This is a genomic window from Coleofasciculus chthonoplastes PCC 7420, assembly GCF_000155555.1.
Taxonomy (GTDB): Bacteria; Cyanobacteriota; Cyanobacteriia; order Cyanobacteriales; family Coleofasciculaceae; genus Coleofasciculus; species Coleofasciculus chthonoplastes_A.
In genome coordinates this window covers 109,065-124,024 of record NZ_DS989855.1, presented here as the reverse complement: position 1 = coordinate 124,024, position 14,960 = coordinate 109,065, and the positions used below count along the sequence as shown (strand labels likewise).

At 45.3% G+C, this 14,960-nt stretch carries 13 protein-coding genes and 5 pseudogenes; 15 read left to right on the top strand and 3 right to left on the bottom strand.

Translation table 11 applies throughout. The features are described from left to right. The first annotated feature begins 63 nt into the window (after window positions 1–63). The 5 genes and pseudogenes from rpaB to MC7420_RS20635 all read left to right on the top strand — a co-directional run bounded on the left by rpaB (window position 64) and on the right by MC7420_RS20635 (window position 3,351). Window positions 64–792, top strand: coding sequence for a response regulator transcription factor RpaB (gene rpaB / locus MC7420_RS20650; RefSeq protein WP_044208692.1), 729 nt, complete (start codon window positions 64–66; stop codon window positions 790–792). A gap of 105 nt (window positions 793–897) precedes the next feature. After that, a pseudogene (locus MC7420_RS20645) lies at window positions 898–1,567 on the top strand (cofactor assembly of complex C subunit B). Then, a pseudogene (locus MC7420_RS40070) lies at window positions 1,568–1,678 on the top strand (DUF456 domain-containing protein); the annotation flags it as partial. A gap of 208 nt (window positions 1,679–1,886) precedes the next feature. Continuing rightward, window positions 1,887–3,080 carry an RNA-guided endonuclease InsQ/TnpB family protein gene (locus MC7420_RS20640; protein WP_006102789.1) on the top strand — a complete coding sequence of 398 codons (1,194 nt, stop codon included), beginning with the start codon at window positions 1,887–1,889 and terminating at the stop codon, window positions 3,078–3,080. A 40-nt stretch (window positions 3,081–3,120) separates the two neighbouring features. Further along, window positions 3,121–3,351, top strand: a complete 231-nt coding sequence (locus MC7420_RS20635; RefSeq protein WP_052307523.1) for a DUF456 family protein — start codon at window positions 3,121–3,123, stop codon at window positions 3,349–3,351. Between the two features lie 74 nt (window positions 3,352–3,425). Here MC7420_RS20635 and MC7420_RS20630 read toward each other — a convergent pair. Continuing rightward, a pseudogene (locus MC7420_RS20630) lies at window positions 3,426–3,877 on the bottom strand (alpha/beta fold hydrolase); the annotation flags it as partial. Window positions 3,878–3,903: 26 nt separating this feature from the next. Here MC7420_RS20630 and MC7420_RS20625 point away from each other — a divergent pair. Together MC7420_RS20625 and MC7420_RS20620 are read left to right on the top strand one after the other, a co-directional pair. Then, the gene (locus tag MC7420_RS20625) at window positions 3,904–4,797 is read left to right on the top strand and encodes a hypothetical protein (RefSeq protein ID WP_006102581.1); all 894 of its coding nucleotides are present in this window, start codon (window positions 3,904–3,906) and stop codon (window positions 4,795–4,797) included. A gap of 268 nt (window positions 4,798–5,065) precedes the next feature. Then, entirely contained in the window at window positions 5,066–5,758 is a 693-nt protein-coding gene (locus MC7420_RS20620) for a hypothetical protein (protein ID WP_006102614.1), read from the top strand. A gap of 459 nt (window positions 5,759–6,217) precedes the next feature. Here MC7420_RS20620 and MC7420_RS41690 read toward each other — a convergent pair whose 3' ends face one another. Continuing rightward, window positions 6,218–6,370 carry a hypothetical protein gene (locus MC7420_RS41690; protein WP_006102658.1) on the bottom strand — a complete coding sequence of 51 codons (153 nt, stop codon included), beginning with the start codon at window positions 6,368–6,370 and terminating at the stop codon, window positions 6,218–6,220. 290 nt (window positions 6,371–6,660) lie between these two features. On the opposite strand from MC7420_RS41690, the gene MC7420_RS40065 reads away from it, so the two are divergent. The 6 genes and pseudogenes from MC7420_RS40065 to MC7420_RS20595 all read left to right on the top strand — a co-directional run bounded on the left by MC7420_RS40065 (window position 6,661) and on the right by MC7420_RS20595 (window position 11,258). Continuing rightward, the gene (locus MC7420_RS40065) at window positions 6,661–6,813 is read left to right on the top strand and encodes a hypothetical protein (RefSeq protein WP_006102651.1); all 153 of its coding nucleotides are present in this window, start codon (window positions 6,661–6,663) and stop codon (window positions 6,811–6,813) included. After that, window positions 6,801–7,426 (top strand): annotated as a pseudogene (locus MC7420_RS20615) (RtcB family protein); the annotation flags it as partial. The gene MC7420_RS40065 and the pseudogene MC7420_RS20615, both read left to right, overlap by 13 nt. Before the next feature lie 216 nt (window positions 7,427–7,642). Then, window positions 7,643–9,019 (top strand): nicotinate phosphoribosyltransferase, encoded by a 1,377-nt coding sequence (locus tag MC7420_RS20610; RefSeq protein WP_006102671.1) that lies wholly within the window; start codon window positions 7,643–7,645, stop codon window positions 9,017–9,019. Between the two features lie 222 nt (window positions 9,020–9,241). Beyond that, window positions 9,242–9,808 carry a nicotinate-nucleotide adenylyltransferase gene (locus MC7420_RS20605; protein ID WP_006102754.1) on the top strand — a complete coding sequence of 189 codons (567 nt, stop codon included), beginning with the start codon at window positions 9,242–9,244 and terminating at the stop codon, window positions 9,806–9,808. A 93-nt stretch (window positions 9,809–9,901) separates the two neighbouring features. Further along, window positions 9,902–10,636: an NUDIX hydrolase gene (locus MC7420_RS20600; protein ID WP_006102810.1), complete on the top strand. Its 735-nt coding sequence runs from the start codon at window positions 9,902–9,904 to the stop codon at window positions 10,634–10,636. 49 nt (window positions 10,637–10,685) lie between these two features. After that, window positions 10,686–11,258 carry a hypothetical protein gene (locus tag MC7420_RS20595; protein ID WP_044208688.1) on the top strand — a complete coding sequence of 191 codons (573 nt, stop codon included), beginning with the start codon at window positions 10,686–10,688 and terminating at the stop codon, window positions 11,256–11,258. A gap of 152 nt (window positions 11,259–11,410) precedes the next feature. Here the strand turns inward: MC7420_RS20595 and MC7420_RS20590 are convergent, their stop codons facing one another. Continuing rightward, the gene (locus MC7420_RS20590) at window positions 11,411–11,788 is read right to left on the bottom strand and encodes a DUF2237 family protein (protein WP_006102582.1); all 378 of its coding nucleotides are present in this window, start codon (window positions 11,786–11,788) and stop codon (window positions 11,411–11,413) included. 639 nt (window positions 11,789–12,427) lie between these two features. Between MC7420_RS20590 and MC7420_RS44135 the strand changes: the two are divergent. Next, window positions 12,428–13,336: pseudogene (locus MC7420_RS44135) on the top strand (RNA-guided endonuclease InsQ/TnpB family protein). 185 nt (window positions 13,337–13,521) lie between these two features. Next, window positions 13,522–14,538 (top strand): cyanophycinase, encoded by a 1,017-nt coding sequence (locus MC7420_RS20580; RefSeq protein ID WP_006102627.1) that lies wholly within the window; start codon window positions 13,522–13,524, stop codon window positions 14,536–14,538. Window positions 14,539–14,960: the final 422 nt, after the last annotated feature.

Genomic DNA, 14,960 nt, shown 5'->3' with positions numbered 1-14,960 from the left:
CTTAGAGATAAGCTACTGATAAATTAACATTTCGTTGACTGTAAATTAGGAGTCTTGAATCAATTGGAAACTCATAAGGAAAAAATTCTGGTTGTCGATGATGAAGCGAGTATCCGCCGGATCTTGGAAACTCGCCTGTCGATGATTGGCTACGATGTCGTCACCGCCGCCGACGGGGAAGAAGCCTTAGAAACCTTCCGCACGAGTGAACCCGATTTAGTGGTGTTAGATGTGATGATGCCCAAGCTGGATGGCTACGGCGTCTGTCAAGAGTTGCGAAAGGAATCGGATATCCCCATCATCATGCTAACGGCATTGGGTGATGTTGCCGACAGAATTACTGGGTTAGAGTTGGGCGCGGATGATTATGTGGTCAAGCCCTTCTCTCCCAAAGAGTTAGAAGCCCGGATTCGTTCGGTATTGCGGCGAGTGGACAAGGTAGGAGCGTCCGGGATTCCCAGTTCTGGGGTAATCCATGTCGCTAGTATCAAAATTGATACAAACAAACGACAGGTATATAAGGGAGACGAGCGGATTCGGCTCACAGGGATGGAATTCAGTCTCCTGGAGTTATTAGTCAGTCGTTCTGGAGAACCCTTCTCTCGGTCAGAAATTTTACAAGAGGTGTGGGGGTATACCCCAGAACGCCATGTTGATACCCGCGTTGTCGATGTTCATATTTCCCGACTGCGAGCCAAGCTGGAAGATGATCCCAGCAATCCGGAGTTGATTCTCACCGCACGAGGGACAGGATATTTATTTCAACGGATACTCGAAGCAGGGGAGGAATAAGTGTTGAGGTTTAGGTTTTGAGTGGTGAATGTTGAGTGTTGTAGCAACCGCTACAACAGTTAGGACAGGCTTGCGTCCATTGAAACAATAAACGCTGTGCAAATAATGGCTAAACCTGATCAAAATTCTGTGTTGCGACAATTACCATTTATTGTGGGGGGATTAGGCGGGACGCTATTGTTAATCAATCGCCTGCTGACTCCCCAACTCACGGAATCTCAGGCGCGTTCAGACGCACTGGGGGGTGATTCTGAGTGCCATATTGATTTTGACAGGTTTGCTGTGGCAGCAAGTGCAGCCGCGATCGCCAGATGCGGTAGATTTGGTTGGGGAGGAGGGCTTTGAACTGACACCAGAGTTACCGGAGGCGGTAAAAACGGAACTGGCTTGGGCGTCACATTTATTATTAACCAATACTGTGACGCGATCGCTGGTTGTGTTTTATCAGGGAAAAGTGCTACTAAGGCGGGGAGTATTGGGAAAAAAGCCAGAGGTGAAACCCGGTGCTATCTTGAAGCGGGTTCTGGAGCAACAAAAACCTATTTATCTGGTTGACTTGAAACTGTATCCCGGACGAATCGAATTTGACTACTTACCAGAAAATACCCAAGGACTCATCTGTCAACCTCTGGGCAATCAGGGTGCTTTAATTTTAGGCGCGAATGCTCCCCGCAGTTACACCAAACAAGATGAGCGCTGGATTGAGGGGCTAGCTGATAAACTAGGAAATACGTTGAGTCGTTTTCTAGAACCCACGCGATCGATTGAATCTTAAATGTCTATAACTTTGCTCTACTGGATATTAATTGCCCTGATGCTCGTGGGTGTGGTGGGTGCTGTAGTCCCTGGTCTTCCCGGTTCTAGCGTAATTGTTGTGGCAATTTTAGCTCTGTTCGCCGGAAGCCCCACACCATACCTGTACTTCGACAGGCTCAGTAACAACCCAGGTTGGTGTCGGGATGGATAGGCGGGTCATTGTCGGTACAGAAATGACCAATAAATTAATCGGGTGAGTGTTGATTTTCGATGTACCTCTTTAGCGCTGAAACTGTAATTGGTGTATATTAAGATAGTCACCAGCCTTTGGGGAGACAATGAGAACCGCTTATCAGTACAAGCTACGCCCAACCAAACAGCAAGTCATTGAACTTGACAGATGGCTAGCTATGCTGTGCGCTGAGTACAACTATTTGTTGGCTGATAGATTCAACTGGTATGAGCAAAACCGTTCTCCAGTAAACGCTTGTCCCTTAATCTGTCATCTTCCTGAATTAAGAGACCCCCCAGATTACTATTCTCAGAAAAAAACTTTACCTCAACTAAAGAAAACCCATCCCTGGTATAAAGAAATTTACTCCCAAGTCCTACAGGATGTAGTCAAGAGAGTAAAGGTAACGTTTGATAAATTCCTCAAAGGCGATAGCAACGGCCAACGTAGCGGGAAGCCAAGGTTTAAAGCCCGTAACCGATATCGCACCTTGACTTATCCCCAGATGAAAGATGGGTGTTGGCAAGGTAATCTAATCAACTTACCGATGTTCGGCCAAGTTAAAGTTATCCTACATCGCTCTATCCCTGATGGATTCAAAATAAAAACAGCATCTGTTACCAAGAAAGCTGATGGTTACTATCTGACCTTATCGATGGCAGACAAGACAGTTCCGGAAATAAAGCCAGATTTTCACCCCGATTCAATTACAGGGATTGACGTAGGTTTAAAGGAATTCTTGACAACTGCCGATGGTGAAACTATTGCGATACCTCAACATTACCGTAAAGCTCAAAAACGGTTAGGAGTTATCCAGAAACGGGTAGCCCGCCGAAAAAAGGGGAGTAAGGGTAGGCTTAAGGCTATCAAGCAACTAGGAAAACAACACAAGCAGGTAGCAGATAAACGGAAGGACTTTCACTTCAAGACAGCTAATTATCTGCTGTCGAAATATGATGTAGTTGCTCATGAAAATTTAAATATTAAAGGACTTGTTCGCACCCGATTGGCTAAATCTATGTTGGATGCTGGGTGGTCAAACTTTCTGTCGATACTGACAAACAAAGCCGAGAATGCTGGGAAGTTGGTAATTCCAGTAAGCGCCCATAACACATCACAAGATTGCTCCAATTGCGGCGAGAAAGTACCCAAAAAATTGCACGTTCGATGGCATGATTGCCCCCATTGTGGATGCAGTCTTGACCGTGATCATAACGCAGCTATCAACATAAAAAATAGAGCGGAGGGGCATCCCGTTCTTAAAGCTCAACGTCTCCTACGCAATAGCCGGATTGGTTGAGAAGCCTACACTATACCTGTACTCAGGTTAGTGTAGGAGTATGTCACGAATTTTAATTGGTCCACTGTTGGGAGCGTTTATCGGCGAGTTTTTATCCCGCCGTCAGTTGGAATTAGAGCTACGGTTAAAGGCGGCGTTGAAAGCGAGTGTAGGAATTGTAGTCGGTTCGCTGGTTGGGAATGTCATTCAGGGCGCATTGGCGCTGGCGACGGTGATTGTGTTTGTGGTTACCACCTCCCCCCCCCTGACAGGTGTCGGTTTTTTACTTTAGGGTGGGGTCAAGACAAGGAGGGCAAGGTTGACAAAAGGACAAGGGAGGAAAACCGTACAAAATCTTGTTCGGTACTGATCCTCTGATTCAAAAAATCCTTTGTTGATAAAATAATGACACTCAATTCTGGCAAAAGCATCGGCAAAATCACTTTCACTAAACTTTTGCATTAAGTTGGGGTCTTGCAACTTCCCCAACTTCCGCCAAATACCACCCACTGTTCAATCCCCAAATGGAGGCGCAGCTTCTCAATATCGCTGACTAAATCCCAAGTGGTATTCTCTTGCAGTTCCGCATGAGGTGTACTTTTACCACTTCCGCGTTGGTCAAACACAACAATTCGCCATTGATTCGGGTTAAAATATTGGCGGTAAAAGGGTTGGCTACCTCCCCCAGGTCCACCATGTAACACAACTATCGGTTTACCTTCCGGATTCCCTGACTCCTCATAGGAAATCCTGTGTAGGTTACTCACCTGTAACATTCCTTGGTTATAAGGTTCGATGGGGGGATAGAGTTCGCGCATAATTTTCGATTACAGTAACAAAGGTGGTGGCGCTTTTATCACCGACGACGAATGGTGGTGCGATCGCCTATGATTCTTTCCTAGTTTTGACTATGATAAATTCTAGGCAATTGACGACAACGATAGACGCGAAAGCGGGTCTTATTTATATCCAGGACTCTCACTCTGACACCCGAAAGGCTTACTGGCGGCGTATCCCCAAGATTCAGTGGTTGGTGATTCTCACGGTTATGGGACTGGGTTTGTTTGGCTGTAAGTCCTCTAAATCCCCCGAAAATGCCCAGAGTCCCTCACCCCCCGTATCAGAAACACCCGCTGATTTTTCCTTTCCCCTGATTACCCCGAATGTCTCACCCCTTCCTACAGAAACACCAACAGTCTCACCCCTCCCCACACCCACAATTTCATCTGTGCCCCCAGAGATAGTTGTCTTACCGACTCCTGAACAAGTCCCTAATACACCCTCCGTCTCCCCTGAGATACCTGCGCCCACTCCAGAGGCTTCTAAAGCTGTCCCACCCCCTTTACCCAAACCACCAGGCATTGATAACCGTAAGCCGACGATTACAAATTTACCCGATGGCAATTATTTTTATGGCGAATCAGCGGAGTTTGACCGTCCGGGTAGTCGGTATTTAGTGTTTGTAAAAACTGATAATGTGCTAATTGGACAGGAGTATTTTTGGCAAACTGAGCAGAGTCGTTGTTTTAAAGGAATAGTCAATGAAAATACAGTCAAAAATGTTAAAATCGCTTATCGCCAACCCTCTCTAGAGCCGGAAGAGGTACAATGGTCATTTGAAGATATGAAGCCGATAAAAATCAGTGATTTCCAGCCGATTAGTTGGGATAAAACTCCGGACTTTGCTAAGACTAATTTACAAGATTGCGTAAAAATTTTTAGTATATTTAATGAATAATGAAAAACATAAGCTGTTCGGCATTTAAACCTTAATATCAATTGAATGCCGTTTATTGTTTCGATCCCCGTGGGCGTGTCCTAACCGTTGTAGCGGTTGCGATACAAGGGGAGCGGGAGATCTAATCTATCTATAAGAGGGGGATCTAAACCCACCTCGACCGATGATAATCATATACACATTTCGTAATATTTTGTTAACATAGTTAAAAATCATCCTTTAGACTGATCACCTTCTACAGCACCTTCTTGCCAAACGTAGATACAGCATGAACTTCTTCAATCCAACAGAGCCAATTATTCGTACCAAACAGCACGCACTCGACTACCAAGACCGTCAAGGATTGTTACGCCTGCATTGGCAACTCGGACGGAAGACACTGCTATCAGCCTTTTATACCCGTATCGACCAGGTATTCCTGTTCTGGGGTATAATTTGCGCCATGATTTTCATCACTGCCCAGTTTTTGCCGATTAGCTGGAAACTCCAAGCTGGACTGTGGTCAGGACTCACCCTAATTGGCATCGCAGCGATGGTGGTACTCACCAACTTTTGGGTAAAAGTTGAACGCCTCAATTGGCTACTTTATTTCTGGGGAGTCCTCATGATTGGTGGTGTGATTATCACCGATTTGAGCATCTTCCTAGGTTGGGGAAACGTGTTGATTCGCCTTTGTCATCTATGGTTGGGATTGTGTGCCGTGGGTTACATCGGTACAGGAGTAGGGATGCGATCGCGTGCCTTTACCCTAGCAGGTATCATTCATTTACTGGGTATTGCGCTTTTAAACTACGTCGGGGGTTGGCAGTTTCTCACCACGGGTATCGTGATGACCGCCTCTCTACTGATGTTTGCCGAAACCCAGTGGGATATGCGTCCTCCCATTGAGTACAAGCTGTTAACGCTAGAACAACGACAGTTCAATCAACAGCAGCATCAATTGCGTCAACTTTCCTTGTAAACCCAAGACTTCTATTCTTTTAGATGGATAACAAATTGTTGTCCTTTATACCTAACGGTCGATAACCTGAAAGGGTTTAGCCGCTACTATGAGAAATAACAAAGGAATTGCACTGGATTGGACGTTTTTCCGCTGTGGTCCATTCGTTGCACATCGAAGGAGAGCGACGTCAGATGTGCAAACGGTGCAGCCGAATTGCTGAGCTAAGGTGGTGTGAAGTTTTTGTCGCTTCCTTCACTTTGTTACTACCAACGGGAGACGAAACTCTCCATCAGAACGGTCGAAGGTAGTAGACACCGAGTAGTCAGCTTATTCAATTATTCAATCAAATTCCTTTATAAAAAATACCTAAATAAATAAAAGTTGGTGAAGTGGTTTAACCTATCTTCACCAACTTAATTTTTGGAATGAACCCATGAACAATTACCAAACCGATTTTTTACCGATTGTTATCGGAGGTTACCAATCCGCTCTTCTGGGTTCGTGGAAAGGTTCACCACTGAAGGGTTGCACGCCCGTAGATGGATAAGCATCATCACTGGGACCGAAAATCCTCACAACCGCTTCTGATATATATTGGGTCATTTCTGCAAACAGTTTTGAAATATTCATAACCTTGTCCTCCTAATAGAGTAAATCTCAATCAGATTTAAATTGGTGTATTGGTATGCAATTCACTTGTTAATTATGAGGGATACACCACAAAAAAACAGTATTTTGCAACATTTATTTGATTATGTTTGCAATACTTTTCCCAAGCTTCAGTCAAATGCCCGATTATTCGCTATTTGTATAAATTTTCGTTTACATCCTTGACATTCTGTAATGATTTGTTGCACTCATGCTGGGAAACCCTGACATTCGCGACGAGAGTTCACCAAACTTAAACGCCTGATCGTATAATGGCACAAGCAGGCTTAACTGCGGCTGCTGCACCGAAGTTTGCCAAATGCTCCACATTGATTAAGGCAAGTCGTTGTGACTTGTTAGGTATACTTATGCAGCCGAAAAATTTGCGCCGACTCCTGCGGGCATATGCGATCGCGTTTACTTAGGCGGTTCCCTGGATGGGGCAATGCGGTGGGCACCAGAGGAACTCATTCCCGAGGAAGGATGGGTGCGAGATGGAGGATTGGGGACAATTGGCGGTGGCAATCATTTTGTGGAAATTCAGGTGGTTGAGACGGTTGAAGATCGGGTAAGGGCGTTTGCTTACGGCAGGTTTATGGGGATGTAGAAGCCCCCTTGGTTTATGATTTGCCCCATAATATTACATTGCCTCAACAGGAATCCGCTCAAATTCATCGATGGATCACTCGCAAAGGCGCTTGTCCGGCTTATGCCGAACAGCCTGTGATTATTCCGGGTTCAATGGGGACACCCTCTTACCTAGTCGTGGGTAAAGGAAATCCCGCCTTTCTCTGGAGTGCATCTCATGGCGCAGGACGGTTGCGATCGCGCTTTGAACTGAGTCGTCGCGGGGCGGGTTATAGTGAGGAAACCTTAGGGTTAACGGGTGTTGATTGCATTACCCTGCGGGAAGAACGGCGGATTGAAGAAGCACCTGTGGCTTATAAGCCCATTCAGCCCGTAATTGAAGCACAAGTTAAGGCAGAGATGGTAAGTGTAGTGGCGCGTTTACGACCGATTTTGACGTTTAAGGCGTAATTTGTGGGGGGGAAGTATTTGTGCCAAAAAATTGCTCCGATGCCAAATTGAATTCAGAAGGTATAGGGCTATTTGGGGGCTTGCTACTACAATTGAGCCGATTGCCGATTGCCGATTGCCGATTGCCTAGCGCTACGCGCTATACGTCTGATTTGTTCATGGTTCATGACAATGCGCCATGAACAGTCAATACTGCACAATAGCCATCTGAAACTTATGCCACAGGAAGACCAACAACTCACTCTCACTCCAGCCGATTACAGCCTATTAACCGATCTCTATGAACTGACCATGGCAGCTTGCTATGTTGGTGAAGGGTTAGAGAATCGACGCGCCAGCTTTGAGTTATTCGTGCGCCGTTTGCCTAACGGCTTTGGCTATTTAATTACAATGGGATTGGCACAAGCGTTAGATTATCTGGAAAACCTTAAATTCGAGGACTTTCAAATCGAGGCGTTACAGGCAACAGGGCTGTTTGATCAAGTCCCAGACCGTTTTTGGTCTGTACTTCAGTCCGGAGGATTTTCTGGTGATGTTTGGGCTTTACCCGAAGGAACGGCTGTTTTTGCCAATGAACCTCTGCTGCGGGTTGAAGCCCCCTTGTGGCAAGCCCAACTCGTCGAAACCTATATTCTAAATACAATTAATTACCAAACCCTAATCGCAACACGGGCAGCGCGGATGCGAGATGTCGCGGGAGAGGATGCCAAGCTGTTGGAATTTGGTACTCGCCGTGCATTTAGTCCACAAGGCGCAATCTGGGCAGCACGGGCAGCATTAGCCGCCGGGTTTGATTCTACCTCAAATGTGGTTGCTGCACTGAAGTTAAACCAAAAACCCAGTGGCACAATGGCACATTCTCTAGTGATGGCAATTGCTGCTGTATCGGGGAGTGAGGATGAGGCATTTAGTGCATTTCAACGCTATTTTCCCACTTCACCTCTATTAATTGATACTTATGATACAGTTGGGGCGGCTCAACGTCTGGCAGAACAGGTTAAAGCAAATCAGACAAACGTTGCAGGTGTGCGCTTAGATTCGGGAGATATTGCTGATTTGTCTAAACAAGTGAATTCGCTGTTACCGGATGCGAAAATCTTTGCCAGTGGTGACATGGATGAATGGGAGATTGCCAAGATTAAACAAGCAGGCGGTATTATTGATGGTTATGGTGTTGGTACACGACTGGTGACAGGTAAGCCAGTTAATGGGGTGTACAAACTGGTGGAAATGGATGGTATTCCTACGATGAAACAGTCGAGTAGTAAAGAAACTTATCCTGGACGCAAACAAGTTTTCCGTCATTGTGTTGACGGGAAAATTAGTAAAGATCGACTAGCAATGGCATCTGAATCTCCTCAAGCCAACGAACAGCCATTGTTACAACTAATGGTTAAAGAGGGTAAACGGTTAAACCCACCGGAACCATTAGCGGATATCAAAAAACGTACAGCGGCGACTGTGGCAATGATTCCTGATGTAATCCGCCAACTTGATGATCCCCAGCCTCTACAAGTAGAGATTTCGGATGAATTAAAACAGCTTACTCAACAGACGGAAAAACGATTAGATAAAGAAGCTACCGATGTCTAAATTTAGATATGATGTAGCATGTAAAGTAAAATAAATAACTACCTACAAAAACATTTTCTGAAACAGAGATTTTAGTAAAGGGCGACCCGATCAAATTGAGTGGATATAATTGTTGATTTGTGCAAGCGGGTCGCCCCTACACGAGGGTCGAAGATAACATGCTTCTTTCTTGTGTCTGTATCTCCCTGCCCAATCTATAATGACAATGCTACCGGACTTGACATGACAACAATTGCCTTATTCGGAACCAGTGCTGATCCACCCACTGCAGCCCATAAAACCATTCTCAGATGGTTGTCCCATCACTACGATAAAGTCGCTGTCTGGGCATCAGATAATCCGTTTAAGTCTCACCAAACCTCCCTAGAACACCGCAAGCGGATGTTAGAGGTGTTAATTTCCGAAATTGAAACACAGCCTAATGATATTGGCGTACATGAGGAGTTGAGTCGTAGCAGAACCCTAGAAACGTTAGCCAAAGCCAAGGAAATTTGGGGGGATGAGGTGGACTATACTCTCGTAGTGGGTTCGGATTTAGTCAATCAGATACCCCGTTGGTATCAGATTGAAGAATTACTCAGTCAGGTACAGTTACTGGTTGTACCGCGTCCCGGTTATGACATAGACGAAACGGGAGTAAAACGATTAAGGCAGCTTGGTACTCAGGTTGCGATCGCGGATCTGGATGTTCCTGGAGTGTCCTCCACAGCCTATCGTGAAAAAGGAGACCCAGATGTCATAACCCCTTCTGTTCAAGAGTATATCAATCGCGAAAAATTGTACGCTTGATCAACGGTGACTCCGGAACAGGGACGTTCTTAGCTATACTTTTAGGGGGACTATCACTTTTTTAAGTTCAAAACGTCACAGTTTTGGATAACCATGTCAGAACGCGGCATCAAACCGAGCAACCAACCAGCGTTAGCTGATTTCAAAGTCAGTGTTGACACTGTTATTTTCTCTGTCGATACTCAACAAAACCGCGTCTTGGTGCTATTAATCATGCGCCGGGATGACCCTTTTTCCGGTCAGTGGAGTTTACCGGGAACGCTGGTGCGCCAAGGAGAATCCCTAGAAGATGCTGCCCATCGGGTTCTGGTGGAAAAAATTCGGGTGAATAATCTCTACTTGGAACAACTCTACACCTTTGGTGGTCCGCATCGCGATCCTAGGGAATCCCCAAAAAGCTTTGGCGTTCGTTACCTATCGGTTAGCTACTTTGCCTTAGTTCGGTTTGAAGAAGCACAGTTCATTGCTGAGGGAGTGAGTGGTATTGCGTGGTATCCGGTTAAGCAAATACCGTCCTTAGCCTTCGATCATGGCAAAATTATCGAGTATGGATATCAGCGTTTGCGGAATAAGTTGGAGTATAGTCCTGTCGCGTTTGATGTATTACCCGATGTTTTTACGCTCAGTGACCTCTATCAACTCTATACTACTGTTTTAGGCGAAAACTTCTCGGATTATTCTAACTTCCGCACCCGTTTGTTGAAGTTAGGTTTTTTAGCCGATACGGGTCTAAAAGCCTCACGGGGAGCAGGGCGTCCAGCGTCTTTATATCGGTTTGATGCTGAGGCGTTTGCGCCGTTGAAGGATAAGCCGCTGGTTTTTCTGTGAAGATATAACAGTTTATCGTAGTTTATAATTATTGTTTATCGAAACGATTATGACTAAATCGACGATTCAGTACACCACCAAACATTTAAAGGAACTGGGTTTATTTATCGAAGTCAGCGGCAGAACGGACAGCGATCGCAGTCGCAAAAAGGCGCTGGAAGAAATTGAGCGGCGGATGGATGACCCAGAGGATACTAGCTTAGATGCGAATAGTTTTGCCGATGGGTTAAGCAGTGAAGATTTAATTGTGGTTGGTCCCCCATCGGCGATTGAATCGCCAGAAGATGAACCGGAAATTATTCAAGCGGTGAAGGCGATCGCGAATTTAGCCAGCTTACGAGTCACCCTCGAAGAGATACAGCAGCAGGCGTTGGAGTTGCGTCCAGTAATTGAGGCACTCTTTCGCCCCGAACCCCTGACTCCCGAACAAATGCAGCAAGCGACGGATAAGAGTTTTGCCAAAACGTTAATTAAATTTGCCGAAGCTAAAGCCGCACGAGATCAATTTTTACCCGAAGCGCAACAAGCTTGGCAGATTCTAAAACCCGCTTTAGACAATGTTGATACTAATTCTAATCCGGTTCTTTCATCGGTGCAAAACTCCAAAACTGATAAGTCATAAGTCATGAGTTAATTGTCGGGAATTGTAGGGTGCGTTACGCTTCGCTAACGCACCGTTTCTCAATGGCTTGAAATGTCTAAAGAAGTTAAATAAAAACGGACATAACATCACAAACTATCAAATACATTTGGATTAAAATACCACAATTTTTTTTAGGCATCTTGAGCATCAAGAGCATGTTGTTTAAGTTCACTTAAGGAAACATATTCTAGAGCCGATGCATGAGTAGCAGACAAAACCACAGGAGGTGCAGCGCCAGCTTCCAGGGCTTCTTGCCAGCGAGAGGCACATAGACACCAGCGATCGCCTGGTTTTAAACCGGGAAAATTAAATCCGGGAACGGGTGTACTCAAGTCATTCCCACGCTGTTTGGTAAATTCCAGAAACTCTTCGGTAACTTGAGCGCAAACAACGTGAGCGCCAAAGTCACCGCCTCCAGTATTGCATTTCCCATCCCGGTAAAATCCGGTCATGGGAGATGTGCAACAGGTTTCTAGTTCTGTACCCAGGACGTTTTTTGAGTTAGCCATGACAGCACCTTTTTTTACAAGCCTTTCCATCAGTAGGATACAGAGAGACGCTTCTATCCAGCAAGCTCTGTATCGGTCATAGCGTCATTGGTAATTGGTTCAAGAATCCTTGCACCTTGATCGGGGCGGGTTTAGTTACATCAGGGCGGGAAAAAAATGTGAGCCGTGAAACCCGCCCCTACAAGACCAACCAACGGACTGGCGTGGCACAACTAAAATGGTGGAATAGATTTTACCATCGAATCGGGCGCACGTCTGTGCGCCCCTACAGTTTCGGGGCTTCCATTCTAATTCATTAAATAGGGTCTGCCACACCACTATGCTGGATCTCTGCACCAAAACGGTTTTATCCATCATCTGTCATCTTGATCACCCACTTGGCAGTAAGATAGGGACAGCAGTTTACCCAGTCGGGTGGTAAAGCAGTTTTTAGCTTTCTTCACCGGAAGCCCCACGCCATACCTGTACTTCGACAGGCTCAGTAACAACTCAGGTTGGCGTTGGGATGGATAGGTGGGAAACCGTAGGAACGGAGGTTTCCAATTACATTCATGACATTATTTTTTATTAGGTTCCAACAAAACACCATACAGACAGTATACTGTTCATAGATTGATAAACAGGAGGGCAAGTAAGCAAATGAGAACTGCCTACCAGTACAAGCTACGCCCAACCAAACAGCAAGTTATTGAACTTGACAGATGGCTGGCTATGCTGTGCGCTCAGTATAACTATTTGTTGGCTGATAGATTCAACGGGTATGAGCAAAACCGCTCCCCAGTCAATGCTTGTCCCTTAATCTGTCATCTGCCTGAATTACAAGACAACCCAGATTACTACTCTCAGAAGAAAACCTTACCTCAACTCAAGAAAACTCATCCCTGGTATAAAGAGATTTACTCTCAAGTCCTACAAGATGTAGTCAAGCGAGTGAAGGTAACGTTTGAGAGATTTATCAAAGGCGATAGCAACGGCCAACGTAGCGGGAAGCCAAGGTTTAAAGCCCGTAACCGATATCGCACCTTGACTTACCCCCAAATGAAAGAGGGGTGCTTGCAGGGAAACCTCATCAACTTACCAATGTTGGGGAAAGTCAAGGTTATCCTACATCGCTCTATCCCTGATGGATTCAAAATAAAAACAGCATCTGTTACAAGGATTTTCACTTCAAAACAGCTAATTATCTACTATCAAAGTATGACTGTGTTGCTCATGAGAATTTAAACGTTAAAGGACTTACTCAAACTAGATTGGCTAAATCTGTGCTGGATGCTGGGTGGTCAAACTTTCTGTCGATACTGACAAACAAAGCCGAAAAAGCTGGTTTGTTGGTAATTCCAGTAAGCGCCCATAACACATCACAGGATTGCTCGAATTGTGGAGAGAAAGAAAGTACCGAAAAAGCTGTTTATGCGTTGGCACAACTGCCCCCATTGTGGATGCAGTCTTGACCGTGACCATAACGCAGCTATCAATATAAAAAATAGAGCGGAGGGGCATCCCGTTCTTAAAGCTCAACGCCTCCTACGCAATAGCCGGATTGGTTGAGAAGCCTACACTATACCTGTACTCAGGTTAGTGTAGGAGTATGTCACTCAATCTGGAAGGGTGTTCGATGAGCAATAAACCTGAAAAAAACGTTATCAATGTAGATCCAGTCACAGTTGTGGCAGTTATATCTGCCCTTTTACTCGTGCCACTATTGATATCGGGGTTTATCTTCCAATAATTCTATGGGTTCTCGTCCTTTTCAATCTACCTCCGGCTTGCCCTGTGCTAAAGTCATCAAGCTGGTGGCAATAGTATTAATGTGCTTATCGCTTTGGGTTGCACCAGCATCTGCCAAGGTTATCCGCTATTTTGATGGCAATTCAACGGATGTCAATGTTCCCGCAGGTATTGCTTTTGACTTAGGTGGCGGGGGGGCTGATGTGGATGAAGCGATTCAGTGGATGATTAATCAGGCGAGAGGTTGCACTGACTGTTCGGCTCAGGTTGATGTGGTTGTGATTCGCTCATCGGGTTCGGCTGGCTATAATGAACCGATTCTGGCGATGAATGGGGTGGATTCGGTTGAAACCTTGGTTATCGGTAGTCGGGATGATGCTAATTCTCCAGATGTCGCGGATACCATTCGCCAAGCTGAGGTGTTGTTTTTTGCAGGTGGCGATCAGTGCGACTATACCCGCAATTTTAATCATACGGCGATAGAAGACGCGATTAAATCCGTTGGCGCTAAAGGCGGTGGGATTGGGGGAACCAGTGCGGGGGCGATGATTCAAAGTGAGTTTATTTATAACGCCTGTTCGGATGCGGTTGATAGTGAGTATGCCTTAGATGATCCTTATGAAGATATTCTGTTTAGTTATGATCTGTTCAACTGGTCGCTAATGAAGGGTACTGTAATAGATACCCATTTTAGCGATCGCGATCGCATGGGTCGATTGATGACATTTATGGCACGTCAACTTCGGGATGGAATCACTGATAGTGTCTTGGGGATAGGGATTGATGAGGGAACCTCGCTGGTGGTGAACCGGGATGGTATCGCCCAGGTTATGGGAGAGGGGGCGGTGTATTTTGTTTTTGCCGATCATATCCCGGAAGAGTGTGAACCTCAAACCCCGCTTACGTTTTCTGATTACAAGATTTGGAAACGGGAAAATGGTGAGGAATTTGATCTGAAACATCTACCCTCTAGGGGTTATCGTCGAGCAAGTGTCCAGGATGGTATTGTGCAGAGGGGATAAAAGGGCGCAAACAAAGGGATAAAAGGGCGATTGGAAATCGCAGCTACACAAACAAAGTCCGCCTACGCGGACTGAACTAGAAAAGTGATAAGCTTTTATGCATTTAAATTGGGTATTAGTAACGAGCAAGATGCTCGCACTACAAGGATGACGTCATGTCTTTAATCCACATTCCGCACTTCAAGATGTAGCACGATAGATTACAGGATTGTCTCCGGTGACAACCTTGCTAGATCTACGCCATCTAGTCTAAACTACGGTATTGAAGGTAATGTACTTTCTCTCAAACTGCTTATTCTAAAGCCGTCGTTAAATAATTAAATGTGATAATAAATTTGCATTGTACTTGTAATAAACTTATGAATTTTTATAACAAAACTATGGTGATGGGCGATAGCCCACTAATAGTACTTGATAATTAA